Genomic DNA, 18,310 nt, shown 5'->3' on the forward strand with positions numbered 1-18,310 from the left:
AGGAGGATGGACCAGCGCCGAGTGTGACGCCTCGTTGCGGTCTTGGCGACCGCGCGAGGCGCAGCGCTCAGGCCGCCTCGAAATCCAGCAGCGCCACGCCGTCGCCGACCAGTTCGCCCTCGCGCACACGAAAGCCCTGCACGGTGCCGTCCGCCGGCGCCTGCAGGGTGTGCTCCATCTTCATCGCCTCCAGCACCAGCAGCGGCGTGCCGCGGCTCACCTGGGTGCCGGGCGCCACCAGCAGGGCGACGATGCGCCCCGGCATCGGCGCGGTGAGGCCGCCGCTTTCCACTGCCGGCTGGTCGGCCTCGGCGACCGGGTCGTGGCGTTCGAACAGATAGTCGTGGCCGTCGACGAACAGGTGCAGCTGCGTACCGGCGAACACCGCATCGGCCTGCACCCGCTGCGTGCCGAGGAACCCGGACAGGCGCCCGTCGCGCAACTGGCCGCTCGCCTCAAGCGTCTCCTGCGCCTGCGCGGCGTGTATCCGCCAGCCGCCGGCATGCGCGGTCAGGTGCAACGTGCGCTGGGTGTCGCGATGCTGCAGCGTCAGCGCATGCGGGGCTGGCGCGCCCAGCCGCCAGCCGTCGCGCAGGTCCCAGGGCGAGTGTGGATCCGCCGCGTGCGCGGTGGGCGCCGACGCATGCAGTTGCCAGGCCAGCGCGGCCAGGCTCCACAGCGCATCGCTGGTCGGGGCAGGGGTGTCGAACAGCGCCGCGTGCTCGCGCTCGATCAGTGCGGTGTCCAGGTCCGCCTGCGCGAATGCGCTGGTGCCGACCAGGCGCTGCAGGAATGCGGCATTGGTCGACACGCCGACCACCTGGCACGCGGCCAGCGCCGCCTGCATGCGCCGCAGTGCGCGCTCGCGGGTCGTATCCCAGACGATCAGCTTGGCGATCATCGGATCGTAGTGTGGGCCGATCACATCGCCCTGTTCGACGCCGGCATCGACACGCGTATGCGCGTCGGCGGCGGGCAGGCGCAGGTGCTGCAGCGTGCCGATCGACGGCAGGAACCCGCGCGCCGGGTCTTCGGCGTACAGCCGCGCTTCCAGCGCATGGCCGTGGATCGTCAGTTCGTGCTGGCGCTGCGGCAGCGGCTGCCCGGCGGCCACGCGCAACTGCCACTCCACCAGATCGGTGCCGGTGATGCATTCGGTGACCGGGTGTTCCACCTGCAGGCGGGTATTCATTTCCATGAAGTAGAACGCGCCATCGGGCGCGACGATGAACTCGACGGTGCCGGCGCCGACGTAACCGACCGCGCGCGCGGCCTCCACCGCGGCCTGGCCCATCGCCGCACGCCGTTCCGCGTCCATGCCCGGTGCGGGCGCTTCCTCCAGCACCTTCTGGTGGCGGCGTTGCACCGAGCAGTCGCGTTCGAACAGGTAGACCAGCTCGCCGTGGCTGTCGCCGAACACCTGGATCTCGATGTGCCGCGGCCGCAGCACGTACTTCTCCACCAGCACGTGCGCATTGCCGAACGCGGCCTGCGCCTCGCGCTGGCAGGCGGCGAGCGCGGCGTCGAACGCTTCGTCGCCATCGACCCGGCGCATGCCCTTGCCGCCGCCACCGGCGCTGGCCTTGATCAGCACCGGGTAGCCGATGGCCGCGGCCTGCGCGCGCAGGAAGTCCGGGTCTTGCTGCTCGCCGTGGTAGCCGGGCGTCAGCGGCACCCCGGCCGCCTGCATCAGCGCCTTGGCCGCGCTCTTGTCGCCCATGGCGCGGATCGCCGCCGGCGGCGGCCCGATGAACACCAGCCCGCGCGCGGCGCAGGCCTCGGCGAACTCCGCGTTCTCGGACAGGAAGCCGTACCCGGGATGGATGGCCTGCGCGCCGCTGCGTTGCGCGGCGTCGAGGATGCGCTCGCCGCGCAGGTAGCTCTCGCGCGCCGGCGCGGTGCCGATGTGCACGGCTTCGTCTGCCAGGCGCACGTGGCGCGCGTCGCGGTCGGCATCGGAGTACACGGCCACGGTGGCGATGCCGAGCTTGCGGCAGGTGGCGATCACCCGGCAGGCGATCTCGCCGCGATTGGCGATGAGGATCTTGTCGAAGGTCGGCAGGTCGGGGGTGGCCATGGTCGGGTGCCTGGAAATGAGGTCAGGGGTGCTGCGGTTGCTGAGCGAGCAGTTGTGCGAAACGCACGTAGCTGTGCGCGATGCTTCTGCCGTTGCCGTTGCCGTTGCCGTTGCCGTTGCTTGGCTCTGGCCTTGGCTGTCGCTTTGGCTTTTGATTTACCGGGTTCCCTTCCGAAGCGGCGGCCATCGCGGGGAAAAACCCGAAGGGCGGCGTACATGGATGTACGCCGTCCGCGGCAGGGGCAGGATGCCCCTTCCGCGGATCCCCGTGATGGACGCGGACCCGGAGCGCGCAGCGCGGAGGGCGCGAAGGCAGGGCGCGCTTGACCAGCCTTCGGCTGTGGTAAAGCGCTTCTTTTGGTTACCTTTTCTTTGCGCGAGCAAAGAAAAGTAACTCGCCCGCAAGGGCGAAAGCTCTTGCTGTTGCTTGATGTTTGCGTATCAGGCGAGAAGGTCTGTAGGAGCGGCTTTAGCCGCGACCCACATGATGTGTAATGCCTGTCGCGGCTAAAGCCGCTCCTACGATTCAGCGGCCACCGCCATAGCAGCAAATGCAAGAGCAAAGCTTTCGCCTGGCGGCGAGTCACTTTTCTTTGCTTGTGCAAAGAAAAGTAACCAAAAGAAAGCACACCCCGCAGCGCGCCCTCCGCGCTACGCGCTCCGGGTCCGCAGCCACGACGGGGATTCGCGGAAGGGGCATCCTGCCCCTGCCGCGAACGGCGCACATCCATGTGCGCCGCCCTTCGGGTTTTTCCCCGCCGCGGCTGCCGCGCCGAGGGGACCCGGTAAGTCAAAGGCAGAGCAAGAGCAAATGCAGGAGCAAGAGAAGCAGCAAAAGCAGCAGCAAAAGCCGAGGCCGTCGCAGCGAGCGCGTCCGCGGAGCCGCTCGTGGAGCCCACCGCCGGGCACACTAGCGCCGGCATCGCCAGCGACCACCTGCGTGACCACCGCCGATCCCCGCGCGAATGCGCCTTCCACCCCGAGCGCATGCGCCTCCTCACATCCGGAACACCCCGAACCGGCTCGGCTCCGCCGGTGCGTTCAACGCCGCCGACAAGCCCAGTCCCAACACCCGCCGCGTCTGCGCTGGATCGATCACCCCGTCGTCCCACAACCGCGCACTGGCGTAGTACGGATGGCCCTGGCGCTCGAACTGCTCGCGAATCGGCGCCTTGAACGCCGCCTCCTCCGCGTCCGACCACTGCCCGCCCTTGGCCGCGATGCCGTCGCGACGTACCGTCGCCAGCACGCTGGCCGCCTGCTCGCCGCCCATCACCCCGATGCGCGCGTTCGGCCACATCCACAGAAAGTTCGGCGAATAGGCGCGGCCGCACATGCCGTAGTTGCCGGCGCCGAACGAACCGCCGATCACCACCGTGAACTTGGGTACCTTGGCGCAGGCCACCGCCATCACCAGCTTGGCGCCGTCCTTGGCGATGCCGCCGTGCTCGTACTTGCGGCCGACCATGAAGCCGGTGATGTTCTGCAGGAACACCAGCGGGATGCCGCGCTGTGCGCACAGTTCGATGAAGTGCGCGCCCTTCAGCGCCGACTCGGAGAACAGGATGCCGTTGTTGGCAACGATGCCCACCGGATAGCCGTGGATGTGCGCAAAGCCGGTGACCAGCGTGGTGCCATAGCGCGCCTTGAATTCGTCCAGGCGCGAGCCGTCCACCACCCGCGCGATCACCTCGCGCACGTCGAACGGCTTGCGCGGGTCGGCCGGGATCACCCCGTACAGTTCCTCGGCCGGATACAGCGGCGGCTCCGGCGTGCGCAGCGCCAGGGCGGGGGCCGGCTTGCACCAGTTGAGCTGGGCGACGATCGCGCGCACCCGCGCCAGCGCCTGCAGGTCGTTGTCGGCGAAGTGGTCGGCCACGCCGGAGATGCGCGCGTGCACGTCGGCGCCGCCGAGGTCCTCGGCGCTGACGTCCTCGCCGGTGGCGGCCTTCACCAGCGGCGGGCCGCCGAGGAAGATGGTGCCCTGTTCGCGCACGATCACCGTCTCGTCGCTCATCGCCGGCACGTAGGCGCCGCCGGCGGTGCACGAGCCCATCACGCAGGCGATCTGGGCGATGCCCTGCGCCGACAGGTTGGCCTGGTTGTAGAAGATCCGGCCGAAGTGGTCGCGGTCGGGAAACACCTCGTCCTGCAGCGGCAAAAACGCGCCGCCGGAATCGACCAGGTAGATGCACGGCAGGCGGTTCTGCTGGGCGATCTCCTGCGCGCGCAGGTGTTTCTTCACGGTCATCGGGTAGTAGGTGCCGCCCTTGACCGTGGCATCGTTGGCGACGATCACGCATTCCACGCCGGAGACGCGGCCGATGCCGGCGACCACGCCGGCGCACGGTACCTCGTCGTCGTACAGGCCCAGCGCGGCCAGTGGCGCGATCTCCAGGAACGCGCTGCCTGGGTCGAGCAGGGCGTCGATGCGCTCGCGCACCAGCAGCTTGCCGCGCGCCTGGTGCTTGGCGCGGGCGGCTTCGCTGCCGCCCAGGGCGATGCGCGCCTGGGTGGCGTGCAGGTCGTCGACCACCGCGCGCAGCGCGGCGGCATTGGCGGCGAAGGCGTCGCTGCCGGGTTGCAACTGGGTCTGGATCGCGCTCATGGCAGAACCGTTGGAAAGGAGAAGAGGCGTGGTGCGGTGTAGGAGCGGCTTCAGCCGCGATGGGCGTTCATGGGAAGGCCCGCCACCCGCTCAGCATCACTTGGTCCGCTCGAACAACTCGCGGCCGATCAGCATGCGACGGATCTCCGAGGTGCCGGCGCCGATCTCGTAGAGCTTGGCGTCGCGCCACAGGCGCCCGGTCGGATAGTCGTTGATGTAGCCGTTGCCGCCCAGCACCTGGATCGCCTGGCCGGTCAGCCAGGTCGCCTTCTCGGCGGCGTAGAGGATCGCGCCGGCGGCGTCCTGGCGGGTGGTGCGGCCGGCGTCGCAGGCGCGCGCCACCGCATACACGTAGGCGCGGCAGGCGTTGAGGCCCACGTACATGTCGGCCAGCTTGCCCTGCATCAACTGGAAGCTGCCGATCGGTTCACCGAACTGGCGGCGCTCGTGCACGTAGGGCAGCACCACGTCCAGCGCCGCGGCCATCAGCCCCAGCGGCCCGCCGGACAGCACCACGCGCTCGTAGTCCAGGCCGGACATCAGCACGCGCACGCCGCCGCCGACCTCGCCCAGCACGTTCTCCGCCGGCACTCCGCAGTCCTGGAACACCAGTTCGCAGGTGTTGGAGCCGCGCATGCCGAGCTTGTCCAGCTTCTGCGCGGTGCTGAAGCCGGGCATGCCCTTCTCGACCACGAACGCGGTGATGCCGCGCGCGCCGCCGCTGGGGTCGGTCTTGGCGTAGACCACCAGCACGTCGGCGTCGGGGCCGTTGGTGATCCACATCTTGTTGCCGTTGAGCACGTAGCGGTCGCCGCGCGCCTCGGCGCGCAGCTTCATCGACACCACGTCCGAGCCGGCGCCGGGTTCGCTCATCGCCAGCGCGCCGACGTGCTCGCCGCTGCACAGCTTCGGCAGGTAGCGCGCCTTCTGCGCCGGGCTGGCGTTCTTGCGCAACTGGTTCACGCACAGGTTCGAATGCGCGCCGTAGGACAGGCCGATCGCGCCGCAGGCGCGCGAGATCTCCTCCATCGCCACCACGTGCGCCAGGTAGCCCATCGCGCTGCCGCCGTACTCCTCCTCCACGGTGAGGCCGAGCAGGCCCTGTTCGCCGAGCTTGCGCCACAGCGGCGCGGGGAAGGCGTTGTCGCGGTCGGCCTGCTCGGCCAGCGGCGCGATCTCGCGCGCGGCGAAGGCGGCGACGCTGTCGCGCAGCAGGTCGACCTCCTCGCCCAACTCGAAATTCAACGACGGCATCAGCATGGCGGCAACTCCGGGAATGGCGGGTGGCCGGCGGCGCCTAGAATCGGACCCGCGCCGGGCAAGAGCGCCCAGCGTAGCCGGGAACGGCAAAGAAGTGAACAGAAATTCATTAATTGAACTTAGAATCACGCCATGGCCTACAAACGCTCCGCCCTGATGGAAGAACGCCTCGCCGGCAACCGCCAGCGGATCCTGCTGGCGGCACGCCGGCTGATCGCCGCCGACGGCTTCCGCGGCGCCCCGGTGACCGCGGTGGCGGCCGAGGCCGGGGTCTCCACCGGGCTGATCTACCGGCATTTCCCGTCCAAGGCCGAGCTGTTCGTGGAGGTGCTGACCGCCGCCGTGGAGCACGAGCTGACCATCCTGCGCGGCATCGCCGCCGCACCGGCGCCGGCCGCGCAGCGCCTGCGCGATGCCATCGCCTCGTTCGTGCGCCGCGCCCTGGCCGGCCCCGGCCTGGCCTACGCCTTCATCGCCGAGCCGGTGGAACCGGAGGTGGATGCCGAGCGCATCCGCTGCCGGCGCCTGCTCGGCGACGTGTTCAAGGGCATCCTCGCCGAGGGCGTGGCCGCGGGCGAGTTCCCTGCGCAGGATCTCGATGCGGCGGCCGCGTGCCTGGTCGGCGCCTACACCGAGGCGCTGGTCGGCCCGACCGCGCCCAGCCGCGACGGCCCGCGCGACAGCGAGCGCCTGGTCGAGGCGGTGTGCGGGTTCTGCCTGCGCGCGGTGGGCAGCGCCTGAGCGCAACGGCCGCGCCGCCTGTGTCGAACTGCTGCGATGCAGCACGCATCGCCTGCGATTCCGGGCCATCCTGGCGTGCCGCGCGGCGCAAACGCTGGCTATACTCGGTCGCGTAGCGGTGGTCCGGATTACCACGTGCCAAAGGGGTGTGATGTGCGGAATTACGACCTCGAATTTCTCAAGCGCTTCTCGATGGTGATCGGCCTGCTGGTGCTGATCACCCTCGGCCTGATCGTGTTCGCGCATCACCTGCAGCGGGCCATCCCGCCGGAGGTGTCGCCGACCGCGCAAAAGCGCACCGACGAGCGCATTGCACCCGTGGGCGCGGTCTACGCCGGCAGCACCGGCGCCGCGGCGCAGGCCGCCGCGCAGGCGGCGGCGCTGGCCAAGGCCTCGGCGCAGGCGGCCTACGGCGGCACCACCGACGGCAAGACCATCTTCAACAACCTGTGCACCGCCTGCCACACCACCGGCGTGGGCAAGGCGCCGACGCTGGACCACGCGCACTGGGACAAGCGCATCGCGCAGGGCAAGGAGACGCTCTACAAGCACGCCATCGAGGGCTATACCGGCCCCGACGGCGGCATCATGCCGCCCAAGGGCGGCAATCCCGGGCTGACCGAAGAGCAGATCCACGCCACCGTGGACTGGATGCTGGCCAACCTGAAGTAACCTTGCGCCTCCCGCACGCCCTTGCGCCGCCTTCGGGCGGCGCAGTCGTTTCCGCGCCCGTCGCGTGCCGGCGCAAACAAGGAGAGTGATCGCATGCGCATGCTGCCGCCATCGTTGTTGTCGTTGCTGCTGCTGGTCGCAGCCCCCGCCGCGCAGGCGTTGACGCCGCCGACGCTGCTGCCGATCGGGCAGTTGCGCCCGGGTCCGCAGGCGCAGGGCGTGGTGTTCGAGGGCGTGGTCACCGCGCGGGTCGAGGCCGGCGGCAGCGGCTACCTGGTGCAGGACGCCGGCGACGACGATCCGTTGACCGCCGACGCCCTGCTGGTGCGTGGCGATGCCGAGCGCAGCCTGGCCCCGGGCGACCGCGTGCGGGTGTGGGGCGAACTGGCCCCGCAGGCCGGCGCGTCGGCCAAGGCCGGCACGGCCTTCGTCGGGCGCAGCGTGCTGGAGCAGGGGCACACCGTGCTGGCGCGGGCGCAACCGTTGCCGCTGCAGGTGCTCGACGCGGCGCCGGCGGACTGGTCGGCGCTGGCCGGCATGCGCGTGCGCATCGCCGCGCCGCTGACCGTGGTCGACAACGACATGCTGGGCAAGACCGGCGAACTCGGCGTGGCCTTCGGAGGGCGCCTGTGGCAGCCCAGCGAGGTGGCTGCGCCCGGCAGCGCCGAGCAGGCGGCGGTGGTGGCCGACAATGCGCGGCGCGGGCTGCGGCTGGGCACGCTCGCCGCGCCGGTAGCGGCACCGGCACAACTGCCGGACGATCTGGGCAGCGCCACTGCACCGCCGCGCGCGGGCAGCACGCTCCAGGATGTGGAGGGCATCGTCGGCGGCGTGATCGAAGGTGCCGCGCGGCTGTATCCGACCGCCGCGCTGCAACTGACGCCGCCGCCGGAACCGGCGCCGCCGCAGGTCGAGGGCAGCCTGCGCATTGCCGCGTTCAACCTGGAGAACTTCTTCAACGGCGACGGCCGCGGCGGCGGGTTCCCGACCTTGCGCGGCGCACGCACGCCGGCCGAATTCCAGGCGCAGTTGCGCAAGCTGGTGGCGACGATCCGCCCGCTGCAGGCCGATGTCGCCGCGTTGATGGAACTGGAGAACGACGGCTACGGCCCGACCTCGGCGATCGCGAGCCTGGTCGACGGGCTCAATGCCGGCGGCGGCGACTGGCGCTTCGTCGACGCCGGGCGCGGCCCCGGCGACAACCCGATCCGGGTCGGGCTGATCTACCGCGCCTCGCGGGTCAGCCCGGTGGGCAAGCCGGCGATGCTGGAAGGCGGCCCGTTCGCCGAGCACAGCCGCGTGCCGCTGGCGCAGGCGTTCCGCCGCGGCAGTGGTGCGCCGTTCGTGGTGGTGGCCAACCACTTCAAGTCCAAGGGCGGCTGCAGCGAGGCCAGCGGCACCGATGCCGACCGCGGCGATGGCCAGGGCTGCTGGAACGCGACCCGCACCGAGTCGGCGCGCCGCGTCGATGCGTGGCTGCGTAGTGACCCCACCGGCACCGGCAGCACGGCCAGCGTGCTGCTCGGCGATTTCAACGCCTATGCGATGGAAGATCCGCTGCGCCTGCTGCGCGACGCCGGCTGGCGCGATGCGTTGCAGGAGGCGCATGTCGCGCAGCCCTACAGCTTCGTCTACCGCGGCCTCAGTGGCCGGCTGGACCACGCCTTGCTGAGTCCGGCGCTGGCGGCGCGGTTACGCGGTGCCGCCGAATGGCACGTCAACGCGGACCTTCCCGACAGCGATGGTTACCGCGAGCGCGATCTGCCTGGCCCGTGGCGTAGTTCCGATCACGATCCGTTGTTGCTGGGGTTTGATCTGTAGGGCCGGGAGTGGGGAGACGGGAATGGGGAATGGGAAAAGCCGATCGTCGGCCTCCTTTCCCCGTCCTCGATGTGCGGGACATTCCTGCTGGAGGCTCACGTCTTTCGCGAGGCGCACGACGACCTGTCGTGAGTAGATGTGCTGTGTTTCAGGCCGGTCGCAGTGAGTGTCCGGTCTTACGCTTCACTGCCATCTCTTGAATGTTGCTTCTGTCTATCGTGCGCTGGCCGCAAGGTGTGGCTCGGTGCTGACCGAAGCTGTGAGATGTGGTGTTTTCTCTCGTCAAGAAGGACGGCAGCATCGGCGGTTGCTGTTGCTGTTGCTGTTGCTGTTGCTGTTGCTGTTGCTGTTGCCGTTGTTTTGGCTTTTGACTTACCGGGTTCCCTTCCGTAGCGGCGGCCATCGCGGGGAAAAACCCCGAAGGGGCGGCGCACATGGACGTGCGCCGTCCGCGGCAGGGGCAGGATGCCCCTTCCGCGGATCCCCGGGATGGACGCGGACCCGGAGCGCGTCAGCGCGGAGGGCGCGAGGCAGGGTGTGCTTTCTTTTGGTTACTTTTCTTTGCACAAGCAAAGAAAAGTAACTCGCCGCCAGGCGAAAGCTTTGCTCCTGCTTCAACGTTTTTCTGTAGCAGCGGCTTCAGCCGCGAGCGAGCTTTCCCGTGGAGGTCGCGGTCGCGGCTGAAGCCGCTCCTACGTTCTTCTTGTTCGACACTCAAGCTCGGAGCAACAGCAAAGGCTTTCGCCCTAACGGGCGAGTTACTTTTCTTTGCTCGCGCAAAGAAAAGGTAACCAAAAGAAAGCGCGCCCTGCCTTGCGCCCTCCGCGCTGCGCGCTCCGGGTCCGCGGATGCACCGGGGATTCATCCTGCCCCTGCCGCGAACGGCGCACATCCATGTGCGCCGCCCTTCGGGTTTTTCCCCGGTCCATCCGCCGCTGCGGAAGGGAACCCGATAAATCAAAAGCCAGAGCAACGGCAACAGCAATAGCAACAGCAACAGCAACAGCAACAGCAACAGCAACAGCCAAAGCCACGCTGCATCGCGCCCCTGATCGGCTCGAGCGAAAGCGCGCTACACAGCGCGCCCCACCCTCAATGCCCGCACCGCCGCCGATGCCTGCGCCAGTTCCACAGGTGCGCACTGGCCAGGGCCAGGCTGCCGCTGACCGTCATCGCGGTCTCGCTGGCCTCGTCGGGAATGCCGAAAGCGCCGGCCAGCAGACCGAGCAGGCCCAGCGCCGCCAGCGTCCACAGCGGCCAGGGCAGCGCATCGCGCTGGTGCCCGCGCCACAGCGCCAACCCCGCCAACGGCGCGGCGATCGCCACGAACACCACGTGTACCCACTCGGCCTCGGCCCAGACGCCGAACAGCGGCAATGCCGCGGCCAGCAACGGCAAGGCCAGGCAGTGCAGCAGGCACAGCCCGGACAACAGCATCGCCGAGGCATCGAAGAAGGATTGCGGCAGGGATTTCATGGACGATCACTCCAATGCATCAAGTGTTATATAGTAACATTTCTAGTCCGCCACGCCTCCGCGCCGATGCCCGCCATGTCCACGTCCGCCGTTTCCGATTCCCGCCTCCCCGTCACCGTCCTGTCCGGCTTCCTTGGCGCCGGCAAGACCACCCTGCTCAACCGCGTGCTGCACAACCGCGATGGCCGCCGGGTGGCGGTGATCGTCAACGACATGAGCGAGGTCAACATCGATGCGGCGCTGATCCGCGACGGCGGTGCCGCGCTCAGCCGCACCGAAGAGACCCTGGTCGAGTTCAGCAACGGCTGCATCTGCTGCACCCTGCGCGACGACCTGCGCCAGGAAGTGCAGCGCCTGGCCGAGAGCGGGCGCTACGACTACCTGTTGATCGAATCCACCGGCATCTCCGAGCCGATGCCGGTGGCCGCGACCTTCGCCGTGCGCGACGCCGACGGCCGCGGCCTGGCCGATGTCGCGCGCCTGGACACCATGCTCACCGTGGTCGACGGGGTGAGCTTCCTGCGCGATTTCGGCTCGGCCGAGCGCCTGGCCGACCGTGGCCTGCAGGCCGGGGACGACGACGACCGCGGGCTGGTCAACCTGCTGGTGGAGCAGATCGAGTTCGCCGACGTAATCGTGATCAGCAAGGCCGACCTGGCCGATACGGCCACCCTCGACCGCACCCGCGCGGTACTACGTGCGCTCAACCGCGATGCGCGCATCGTCGAGGCCAGCCGCGGCGACGTGCCGCTGGAGCTGGTGCTGGACACCGGCCGCTTCGATTTCGTGCGCGCGCAGCTGGCGCCGGGCTGGATGCAGGCGCTGCGCGGCGAGCACGCGCCGGAGACCGAGCAGTTCGGCATCGAAAGCTTCGTTTATCGCGCGCGCCGGCCGTTCCACCCGCTGCGCTTCGCGCGGCTGGCGCAGCGCGGGCTGCGCGACGTGATCCGCAGCAAGGGCTTCTTCTGGCTGGCCAGCCGCATGGACTGGGTCGGCGAGCTGTCCATCGTCGGTGCGGCCACCCAGACCCAGGCCGCCGGCTTCTGGTATGCGGCGCGCGAGCGCGTGGATCGCGGCCTGCTGGACACGCCGCTGGCGCTGCCGCCGTCGCCGCTGCCGTACACCGAGCTGGGCTGGCAGCGGCAGCAGACCGCATGCTGGAACGCGCCGCCGCCGCAGGCCGAGGAGGTCGGCGATGCGCGCGAGTACGCGGCGCTGCGCGCGATGTGGCATCCGCTGTGGGGCGACCGCCGCCAGGAACTGGCGGTGATCGGTGTCGGCCTGGACACGGCGCGGGTGCGCGCCGAACTCGATGCCTGCCTGCTCGACGACACCGAACTGCGGCAAGGGCCGGTGGCGTGGCAGGGACTGGAGGATCCCTTCCCGGTGTGGCGGCGCTGAAGGGCCGGGAATGGGAATAGGGAGTGGGGGGAATGGTAAGAGCGCGGTGCGGGCGCTGAGCGTTAGCCGCCTGCGCCCATCGCGATCAGGATGATCGCCGGCACCGCCAGCAGCAGGCCCAGGCGGTTCCAGCGGGTGGTGCGTTCGCCGAACACGGCGATACCGAGCAGGGTGCCCAGGCCGATCACGCCCAGGTTCATCGCTGCGAACACGCTGGCCGGGCTGTCCGGCAGGGCCTGGTGCGCGCGCACGTAGAACAGGATGTTGCCGAAGTTGAGCGCGCCCAACAGCAGGCCGGCGCCGAGGTTGCGCCAGGCCAGCGGGGCGATGCCGCGCAGGTGCCGCCACAGCTGCACGCCCAGCAGCAGCACGAAGGCCAGCGCGAAGGCCACCAGCAGCGAGGCGGCGAACGGGGTGCCGGCCTGGGCGATGCGCTTGAGCAGCACGTCGATCGCGGCGAAGCCGACCCACACCAGCAGCAGCCATGGCGCGGTGCGTGCAGCGCTGGACGGCGTCGCGTCCGGCCGCTGCACGATGCCGGCGATCGCCAGCAGCCCCAGCGCCAGGCCGGACAGTTTGGCGGCGTTGGCCTGTTCGCCGAACCACAGGAAGGCCGCCGCCAGCGACAGCAGCAGCGACAGCCGTTGCGCCGCGTCGGTGCGCACGATGCCGGCACTGGCCACCGCGCGGCCCAGCACCAGGAAGATGCCCGGCAGCAGCACGCCCAGGCCCAGCAGCGCCGCCCACGGCGTCTGCGCGTCGCCCAGCGCGGCCAGCGGCGGGTGCAGCAGCGCCGCGCACAGCAGCAGCGCCGCCAGGTAGTTCCAGGTCACCGCCTGGGCCAGGTCGATGCGCCGTTGCGGCGCCAGCTTCAGCAGCGCCGAGACCAGCACGCTGCACACCACACTCAGCAGGACGAACGCCACACGCAGGATCCGGATCGGGAGGAAAAAGAACGCTGCGTGCACCGCATCGGCATGTGGCCGCGACCCAGCCCCGGTATTATGACCGCATGACTTCTCCTGCTTTCCCCACCGCTTCCGGCGCGCTGACCCTGCAAGGCCCCGCCGGCCCGATCGAGGCCGCGGTCGATCTGCCCGAGGCCGACGTCGCCGCGCTGCCGGTCACCGCCATCGTCTGCCATCCGCTGTCCACCGAGGGCGGCAGCATGCACAACAAGGTGGTGACCATGGTCGCGCGCGCGCTGCGCGAACTGGGCGTGCGCGTGGTGCGCTTCAACTTCCGCAGCGTCGGTGCCTCCGCCGGCAGCTTCGACCACGGCGAGGGCGAGCAGCAGGACCTGGCCGCGGTGGCCGCCTGGGTGCGCGCGCAACGTCCGCACGACGCGCTGTGGCTGGCCGGTTTCAGCTTCGGCGCCTACGTCTCGCTGCGCGCCAGCGCGGCGCTGCAGCCGCAGGTGCTGATCTCGATCGCGCCGCCGGCCGGGCGCTGGGATTTCTCCGACATGGCGCCGCCGCCGCAGTGGCTGGTGATCCAGGGCGAGGCCGACGAGGTCGTCGACCCGCAGGCCGTATACGACTGGCTGGACACCTTGGAGGCGCAACCGCAACTGGTGCGCATGCCCGACACCAGCCACTTCTTCCATCGCAAGCTGATCGACCTGCGCGGCGCCCTGCAGCACGCGGTCAAGGCCTGGCTGCCGGCGGCGCAGGCGTGAGCGCGGCGGCATTGCCGTCGCAGCGCTACGCCGAGGGCGTGGCGCGCGGCGACTGGCGCGACGATCCGGCCCAGCATGCGGCGCTGGCGGAACTGGACCGCATCCACGTCGCGATCGTCGATGGCGACCAGGAGGGCTGGCTGGACCGTCTGTCGGCGTTCTGGAAGAAGCCCGAGCCGGTGCGCGGCCTGTATTTCTGGGGCGGGGTCGGCCGCGGCAAGACCTTCCTGGTCGACCTGTTCTACGACGGCCTGCCGATCGCGCGGAAGTACCGCACGCATTTCCACCGCTTCATGCGCGGCGTGCACGAGCGCCTGCGCGAACACGCCGGGCAGAGCGATCCGCTGGCGAAGATCGCGCAGGAGTGGCGCAGCCGGCTGCGCGTGCTGGTGCTGGACGAGTTCTTCGTCACCGACATCGGCGATGCGATGCTGCTGTCGCGCCTGCTCGAACGCCTGTTCGCCGAGGGCGTGACCCTGGTCACCACCTCCAACACCGCGCCGCAGAACCTGTACCTCAACGGCCTGCAGCGCGAGAGCTTCCTGCCGGCGATCGGCCTGCTGCAGACTTATTGCGTGGAGCTGTACGCCGAAGGCACCGAGGACTACCGCATGCGCGCGCTGACCCGCTCGCCGGTGTACCGCGCGCCGCTGGCCGAGGACAGCGATGCCTGGCTGGGCGAGCGCTGGAGCGCGCTGACCGGCAATGCCGAGGCGCGCCGCGGCAACATCGAACTGGAAGGGCGCAAGATCCCGGTGCGCGCGCGCGGCAAGAGCATCGTCTGGTTCGATTTCGTCGCCTTGTGCGAAGGCCCGCGCGGTCCCAGCGACTACATCGAGATCGCGCACGAGTTCACCACCGTGCTGCTCGGCGGCATCCCGCACTTCGACCGCATGAACGAGGACGCGGCGCGGCGCTTCGTCAACCTGATCGACGAGCTGTACGACCGCCACGTCAACCTGGTCTGCACCGCCCAGGATTCGCCGCCGCTGCTATACACCGGCGAGCGCCTGGCCGGTGCGTTCGAGCGCACCGCCTCGCGCCTGATCGAAATGCAGAGCGCCGAGTACCTGGCGGCGGCGCACCGGGTCTGAGCGCAGAACCGTCTGCGGACGCTCAGCGCACCGCGCCGGGCGCACACAGACCGGCGACGAAGCGCAGCATCAGGCCCGCGCCGGCGATCTCTTCCAGATAGGCGGCCGCCGGGCAACTGGCGCCGCCTGCGCGGTGCGCGCAGCGGGCTGGCCCGGACGCGCCGTCCTGCGGCAACTGCCGATCCATGGCCTGGCGCTGCGCCGCGGACAGCCCATCGCGAAACGTCTCCTCGGCATCGAGCAGATCGGCCGGGGTGAGCCGGTCGGTCGGCACGCCGGGGCACTGGCGCCGGGTTTCCCGGGCCAGCGCGTCGGCGCCTGCACCGACCAGCACCGGGCCATGGGGCAGGGTGTTGGGCACGGCCTTGGACACCACGGGGGCAGCGCCGAGCGCGGCCAGCAGCAGGAACGATGCGCGCATGCGGAAGCTCCTCGAGTTGCGCGCAGCGTAGTCCTGCGCCGCTGGCAGCACGAGGGGGAGGGCGGCGCCGGCTTCAGCGAGGAGTCGGCGGAGCATAAATATCGCTTGCTATTAAATCGCGTGCTATGTAATGTAGTGCCCATGGACCGTGCCTCTGCCCCCGACGCCACCGCCCTGCTGAAGCTGGATACCCAGCTGTGCTTCGCGCTGTATTCGGCCAACCTGGCCATGCACAAGCTCTACCGCGGGCTGCTGCGCGACCTCGGCCTGACCTATCCGCAGTACCTGGTGATGCTGGTGCTGTGGGAGCAGGACCAGCGCAGCGTGTCGGAGATCGGCGAGAAGCTGTTCCTGGATTCGGCCACGCTGACCCCGTTGCTCAAGCGCCTGGAGGCGATCGGCCTGCTGACCCGCCGCCGCGCCGCCGATGACGAGCGCCGCGTGCTGATCGCGTTGACCGCCGACGGCCAGGCGCTGCGCACACGCGCCCAGGCTGTGCCGGAAGGCGTGCTGTGCGCGGTCGCCTGCGACCTGCAGCAACTGACCCGGCTCAAGCACGACCTGGAAGAGGTCCGCGGCAAGTTGCAGGCCGCCGCCTGAGAGGTTCCCGCCCCGATCGCAGTCCTCTTTAGCCCATCCCTCTAGTTCGACCCTCCACCCCATGGCGCCGCGGCGCCGCCCTCCAAGGAGAACCACCATGGCTTCACCGACCACCATCGTCTATACCGCCACTGCCACCGCCACCGGGGGCCGCGACGGCCGCGCCGCCACCCCGGACAAGGCGCTGGACGTCAAGCTGTCGACCCCGCGCGAACTGGGCGGCGCCGGCGGCGACGGCACCAACCCCGAGCAGCTGTTCGCGGCCGGCTACTCGGCCTGCTTCATCGGCGCGCTGAAGTTCGTCGCCGGCCAGGAGAAGGTGAAGCTGCCGGCCGAGCCGAGCATCGAAGGCCATGTCGGCATCGGCCAGATCCCGGGCGGCTTCGGCATCGCCGTGGAACTGCGCATCGCCGTGCCGGGCCTGGAGCGTGCGACGCTGGAATCGCTGGTGGAGAAGGCGCACCAGGTGTGCCCGTATTCCAATGCCACCCGCGGCAACATCGACGTCAAGCTGGTCGTGCTCGACTGAGCCAGCCGGAGGTCCGGGCCGGCGCCTGCGCCGGTCCATGACGACACGCGAACGGGCGGCCACTGGCCGCCCGTTCGCGTTGCGGGCGCCTGCGCGTGCTGCCGTGCACATTGAGGCCGCCCTGTGGCGATGCAATAGTGTGCGCTTCATCAAATCGAGCGCGCCATGCTCAGTTCCGCCTACAACGCCGAGACCGTCGCCGCCTTCATCCAGGGCGCGCGCCGTCTGCTGGTGCTGACCGGTGCCGGCATGTCCGCCGAGAGCGGGGTGCCGACCTTCCGTGGCCAGGACGACAGCCTGTGGTCGCGCTTCGATCCCGAGTAACTGGCCACCGAGGACGCCTGGCGTGCCGACACGGCCCTGGTCTGGGGCTGGTACCGCTGGCGCATGGCGATCGTGGCGCAGGCCCAGCCGCACGCCGGGCACCTGGCGCTGGCGCGCCTGGCCGAGGTCCGCCACACCACCCTGGTGACCCAGAACGTGGACGACCTGCACCAGCGCGCCGGCAGCGAGGTCGCCGCGCACGTGCACGGCCGCCTGTCGGCGCTGCGCTGCAGCGACTGCGGCCAGCCCTGGCGCGGCTTGCTGCCGCCGATCGACGTGCACACCCCCAGCCAGCGCCTGGCGCCGCCGGTGTGCGCGGCCTGCGGCGGCACGGTGCGCCCGGGCGTGGTGTGGTTCGGCGAAGCGTTGCCGGCGGCAGAGTGGGCGCGCGCGCAGACCGCGGCCGACACCGCCGACCTGGTGCTGGTGATCGGCAGTTCCGGCCTGGTCTATCCGGCCGCCAGCCTGCCGCTGCAGGCCAAGGAGCGCGGTGCCTGCGTGGTCGAGATCAATCCCGAACCCAGTGCGTTGTCGGCGCGTGTGGATCTGCACTGGCGCGACAGCGCCGCGGTGGCGCTGCCGTTGCTGCTGCAGCAGTGCATGGTGGCCTGAGCGCGTTGCCGGCCGCGGGAGCTGCGCGCGGCGCTCAGCGCAGCGTGTGCAGGAACGCGTCCACCGCCGCGGTGTAGGCCGAGGGCAGGCCCAGGTCGCGGTTGATCTCGGCATGGCTGGCGTCCTGCGGCAGCACCTCGACGCGGATGCCGCGGCCGTTGGCCTTGGCGGCCAGGTGGCGTGCCTGCGCGCAGGCATCGGCACGGCGGCTGGAGCACACCGCCAGCAGCGGCGGCGCGCTGGCGCCCATGACGTGGTACGGCGAGGCGGCGATCCAGTCGCTGCGCACGCTGCCGAACGCGCGGTCGTACAGCGGCAGATGCCGTTGCTGCATCACCTGCTCCACGTCCATCGCCGCACTGTCCAGCGCCACCGCGCCCAGCGGTCGGCGCGCCCCGGCCTGGGCCAGCAGGTCCGGCGACAGGTCCAGCAGGCTCACCAGGTGCGCGCCGGCCGAGTGGCCCATCAGCACCAGCCGCGCCGGATCGGCGCCCCACTGCGGCGCCAGTTGCTGGATCCGCGCGACCGCGCGCGCCACGTCTTCTGCCTGCTCAAGCGGCGTCGCCTGCGGCAGCAGGCGGTAGTTCACCGACACCAGCACATGGCCCTGCGGCAGCCAGTGCGCGACCTTGTTGGCGGCCACCCCGGGGTTGTCCTTGTCCCCGTCGGCCCAGCCGCCGCCGTGCACCATCACCAGCAGCGGCGCCTGGCGCGCGCCGGCCGGCAGATACACATCCATGCGCTGCGCCGGGTCCGGGCCGTAGGCGACGTCGCGCAGCACCTGTGCGCCGGCGGGCAGTGGCGCACGCGCGGTGTCGGCGCGGTCGCCCTGCAGACGCTGCAGCAGGCGTGCGCGCAGGCGTCCGTCCTGGGCGTGGGCAGGCATGGCGGTCAGCGCCGGCAGCAGCAGGGCCAGGGCGAGCAGGCAATGGACGGGCGACGGGCGGGACAGGCGCATGGGCGGATCACTCCTTGAAGGAAGGCGAGGGAGGGCGT

At 70.4% G+C, this 18,310-nt stretch carries 16 protein-coding genes and 1 pseudogene; 9 read left to right on the forward strand and 8 right to left on the reverse strand.

The window, feature by feature from the left end; genetic code table 11:
* Positions 1–67: 67 nt before the first annotated feature.
* From AC1G9L_RS01440 to AC1G9L_RS01450, 3 genes are all read right to left on the reverse strand, one after another.
* Positions 68–2,077 carry an acetyl/propionyl/methylcrotonyl-CoA carboxylase subunit alpha gene (locus AC1G9L_RS01440; RefSeq protein WP_481070091.1) on the reverse strand — a complete coding sequence of 670 codons (2,010 nt, stop codon included), beginning with the start codon at positions 2,075–2,077 and terminating at the stop codon, positions 68–70.
* A 997-nt stretch (positions 2,078–3,074) separates the two neighbouring features.
* Positions 3,075–4,685, reverse strand: a complete 1,611-nt coding sequence (locus AC1G9L_RS01445) for a carboxyl transferase domain-containing protein (protein ID WP_019799664.1) — start codon at positions 4,683–4,685, stop codon at positions 3,075–3,077.
* 96 nt (positions 4,686–4,781) lie between these two features.
* Positions 4,782–5,945 carry an acyl-CoA dehydrogenase family protein gene (locus AC1G9L_RS01450; protein WP_019799665.1) on the reverse strand — a complete coding sequence of 388 codons (1,164 nt, stop codon included), beginning with the start codon at positions 5,943–5,945 and terminating at the stop codon, positions 4,782–4,784.
* A gap of 132 nt (positions 5,946–6,077) precedes the next feature.
* Here AC1G9L_RS01450 and AC1G9L_RS01455 point away from each other — a divergent pair, with 132 nt between their 5' ends.
* The 3 genes from AC1G9L_RS01455 to AC1G9L_RS01465 all read left to right on the forward strand — a co-directional run bounded on the left by AC1G9L_RS01455 (position 6,078) and on the right by AC1G9L_RS01465 (position 9,179).
* A complete protein-coding gene (locus AC1G9L_RS01455) occupies positions 6,078–6,686 on the forward strand; it encodes a TetR/AcrR family transcriptional regulator (protein ID WP_481070093.1) in 609 nt (202 codons plus the stop codon).
* 153 nt (positions 6,687–6,839) lie between these two features.
* Positions 6,840–7,358 carry a c-type cytochrome gene (locus tag AC1G9L_RS01460; RefSeq protein WP_481070095.1) on the forward strand — a complete coding sequence of 173 codons (519 nt, stop codon included), beginning with the start codon at positions 6,840–6,842 and terminating at the stop codon, positions 7,356–7,358.
* A 93-nt stretch (positions 7,359–7,451) separates the two neighbouring features.
* A complete protein-coding gene (locus AC1G9L_RS01465; protein ID WP_481070096.1) occupies positions 7,452–9,179 on the forward strand; it encodes an ExeM/NucH family extracellular endonuclease in 1,728 nt (575 codons plus the stop codon).
* Positions 9,180–9,690: 511 nt separating this feature from the next.
* Here AC1G9L_RS01465 and AC1G9L_RS01470 read toward each other — a convergent pair.
* The gene (locus AC1G9L_RS01470) at positions 9,691–10,200 is read right to left on the reverse strand and encodes a hypothetical protein (RefSeq protein ID WP_481070098.1); all 510 of its coding nucleotides are present in this window, start codon (positions 10,198–10,200) and stop codon (positions 9,691–9,693) included.
* A 71-nt stretch (positions 10,201–10,271) separates the two neighbouring features.
* Positions 10,272–10,655, reverse strand: coding sequence for a MerC domain-containing protein (locus AC1G9L_RS01475; RefSeq protein WP_010342064.1), 384 nt, complete (start codon positions 10,653–10,655; stop codon positions 10,272–10,274).
* A 75-nt stretch (positions 10,656–10,730) separates the two neighbouring features.
* Here AC1G9L_RS01475 and AC1G9L_RS01480 point away from each other — a divergent pair, with 75 nt between their 5' ends.
* Positions 10,731–12,056 carry a GTP-binding protein gene (locus AC1G9L_RS01480; RefSeq protein ID WP_481070100.1) on the forward strand — a complete coding sequence of 442 codons (1,326 nt, stop codon included), beginning with the start codon at positions 10,731–10,733 and terminating at the stop codon, positions 12,054–12,056.
* Positions 12,057–12,118: 62 nt separating this feature from the next.
* Here the strand turns inward: AC1G9L_RS01480 and AC1G9L_RS01485 are convergent, their stop codons facing one another.
* Positions 12,119–12,982, reverse strand: a complete 864-nt coding sequence (locus AC1G9L_RS01485) for an EamA family transporter (protein WP_481070102.1) — start codon at positions 12,980–12,982, stop codon at positions 12,119–12,121.
* Positions 12,983–13,068: 86 nt separating this feature from the next.
* On the opposite strand from AC1G9L_RS01485, the gene AC1G9L_RS01490 reads away from it, so the two are divergent.
* Positions 13,069–13,734, forward strand: coding sequence for a CocE/NonD family hydrolase (locus AC1G9L_RS01490; RefSeq protein ID WP_019800971.1), 666 nt, complete (start codon positions 13,069–13,071; stop codon positions 13,732–13,734).
* On the forward strand, positions 13,731–14,828 hold the full coding sequence (gene zapE / locus AC1G9L_RS01495; RefSeq protein ID WP_019800970.1) for a cell division protein ZapE: 1,098 nt from the start codon (positions 13,731–13,733) through the stop codon (positions 14,826–14,828). The genes AC1G9L_RS01490 and zapE overlap by 4 nt, the downstream gene beginning before the upstream one ends.
* Before the next feature lie 22 nt (positions 14,829–14,850).
* Here zapE and AC1G9L_RS01500 read toward each other — a convergent pair whose 3' ends face one another.
* Positions 14,851–15,249, reverse strand: a complete 399-nt coding sequence (locus AC1G9L_RS01500) for a hypothetical protein (RefSeq protein WP_019800969.1) — start codon at positions 15,247–15,249, stop codon at positions 14,851–14,853.
* A gap of 141 nt (positions 15,250–15,390) precedes the next feature.
* Between AC1G9L_RS01500 and AC1G9L_RS01505 the strand changes: the two genes are divergently transcribed.
* From AC1G9L_RS01505 to AC1G9L_RS01515, 3 genes and pseudogenes are all read left to right on the forward strand, one after another.
* The gene (locus tag AC1G9L_RS01505) at positions 15,391–15,849 is read left to right on the forward strand and encodes a transcriptional regulator, SarA/Rot family (protein ID WP_019800968.1); all 459 of its coding nucleotides are present in this window, start codon (positions 15,391–15,393) and stop codon (positions 15,847–15,849) included.
* 97 nt (positions 15,850–15,946) lie between these two features.
* Positions 15,947–16,378 (forward strand): organic hydroperoxide resistance protein, encoded by a 432-nt coding sequence (locus AC1G9L_RS01510; protein ID WP_019800967.1) that lies wholly within the window; start codon positions 15,947–15,949, stop codon positions 16,376–16,378.
* A gap of 249 nt (positions 16,379–16,627) precedes the next feature.
* Positions 16,628–17,314 (forward strand): annotated as a pseudogene (locus tag AC1G9L_RS01515) (SIR2 family NAD-dependent protein deacylase).
* A gap of 34 nt (positions 17,315–17,348) precedes the next feature.
* Here the strand turns inward: AC1G9L_RS01515 and AC1G9L_RS01520 are convergent.
* Positions 17,349–18,272: an alpha/beta hydrolase gene (locus tag AC1G9L_RS01520; protein WP_481070104.1), complete on the reverse strand. Its 924-nt coding sequence runs from the start codon at positions 18,270–18,272 to the stop codon at positions 17,349–17,351.
* Positions 18,273–18,310 lie beyond the last annotated feature (38 nt).

This window comes from Xanthomonas sp. NCPPB 1132 (assembly GCF_056629235.1).

Coding starts and splice junctions, on each gene's coding strand:
- AC1G9L_RS01450 (WP_019799665.1), bottom strand. CDS start 5,945: ATGCTGATGCCGTCGTTGAATTTCGAGTTGGGCGAGGAGGTCGACCTG.
- AC1G9L_RS01505 (WP_019800968.1), top strand. CDS start 15,391: ATGGACCGTGCCTCTGCCCCCGACGCCACCGCCCTGCTGAAGCTGGAT.
- AC1G9L_RS01490 (WP_019800971.1), top strand. CDS start 13,069: ATGACTTCTCCTGCTTTCCCCACCGCTTCCGGCGCGCTGACCCTGCAA.
- AC1G9L_RS01520 (WP_481070104.1), bottom strand. CDS start 18,272: ATGCGCCTGTCCCGCCCGTCGCCCGTCCATTGCCTGCTCGCCCTGGCC.
- AC1G9L_RS01440 (WP_481070091.1), bottom strand. CDS start 2,077: ATGGCCACCCCCGACCTGCCGACCTTCGACAAGATCCTCATCGCCAAT.
- AC1G9L_RS01465 (WP_481070096.1), top strand. CDS start 7,452: ATGCGCATGCTGCCGCCATCGTTGTTGTCGTTGCTGCTGCTGGTCGCA.
- AC1G9L_RS01480 (WP_481070100.1), top strand. CDS start 10,731: ATGTCCACGTCCGCCGTTTCCGATTCCCGCCTCCCCGTCACCGTCCTG.
- AC1G9L_RS01510 (WP_019800967.1), top strand. CDS start 15,947: ATGGCTTCACCGACCACCATCGTCTATACCGCCACTGCCACCGCCACC.
- AC1G9L_RS01445 (WP_019799664.1), bottom strand. CDS start 4,685: ATGAGCGCGATCCAGACCCAGTTGCAACCCGGCAGCGACGCCTTCGCC.
- AC1G9L_RS01475 (WP_010342064.1), bottom strand. CDS start 10,655: ATGAAATCCCTGCCGCAATCCTTCTTCGATGCCTCGGCGATGCTGTTG.
- AC1G9L_RS01500 (WP_019800969.1), bottom strand. CDS start 15,249: ATGCGCGCATCGTTCCTGCTGCTGGCCGCGCTCGGCGCTGCCCCCGTG.
- AC1G9L_RS01455 (WP_481070093.1), top strand. CDS start 6,078: ATGGCCTACAAACGCTCCGCCCTGATGGAAGAACGCCTCGCCGGCAAC.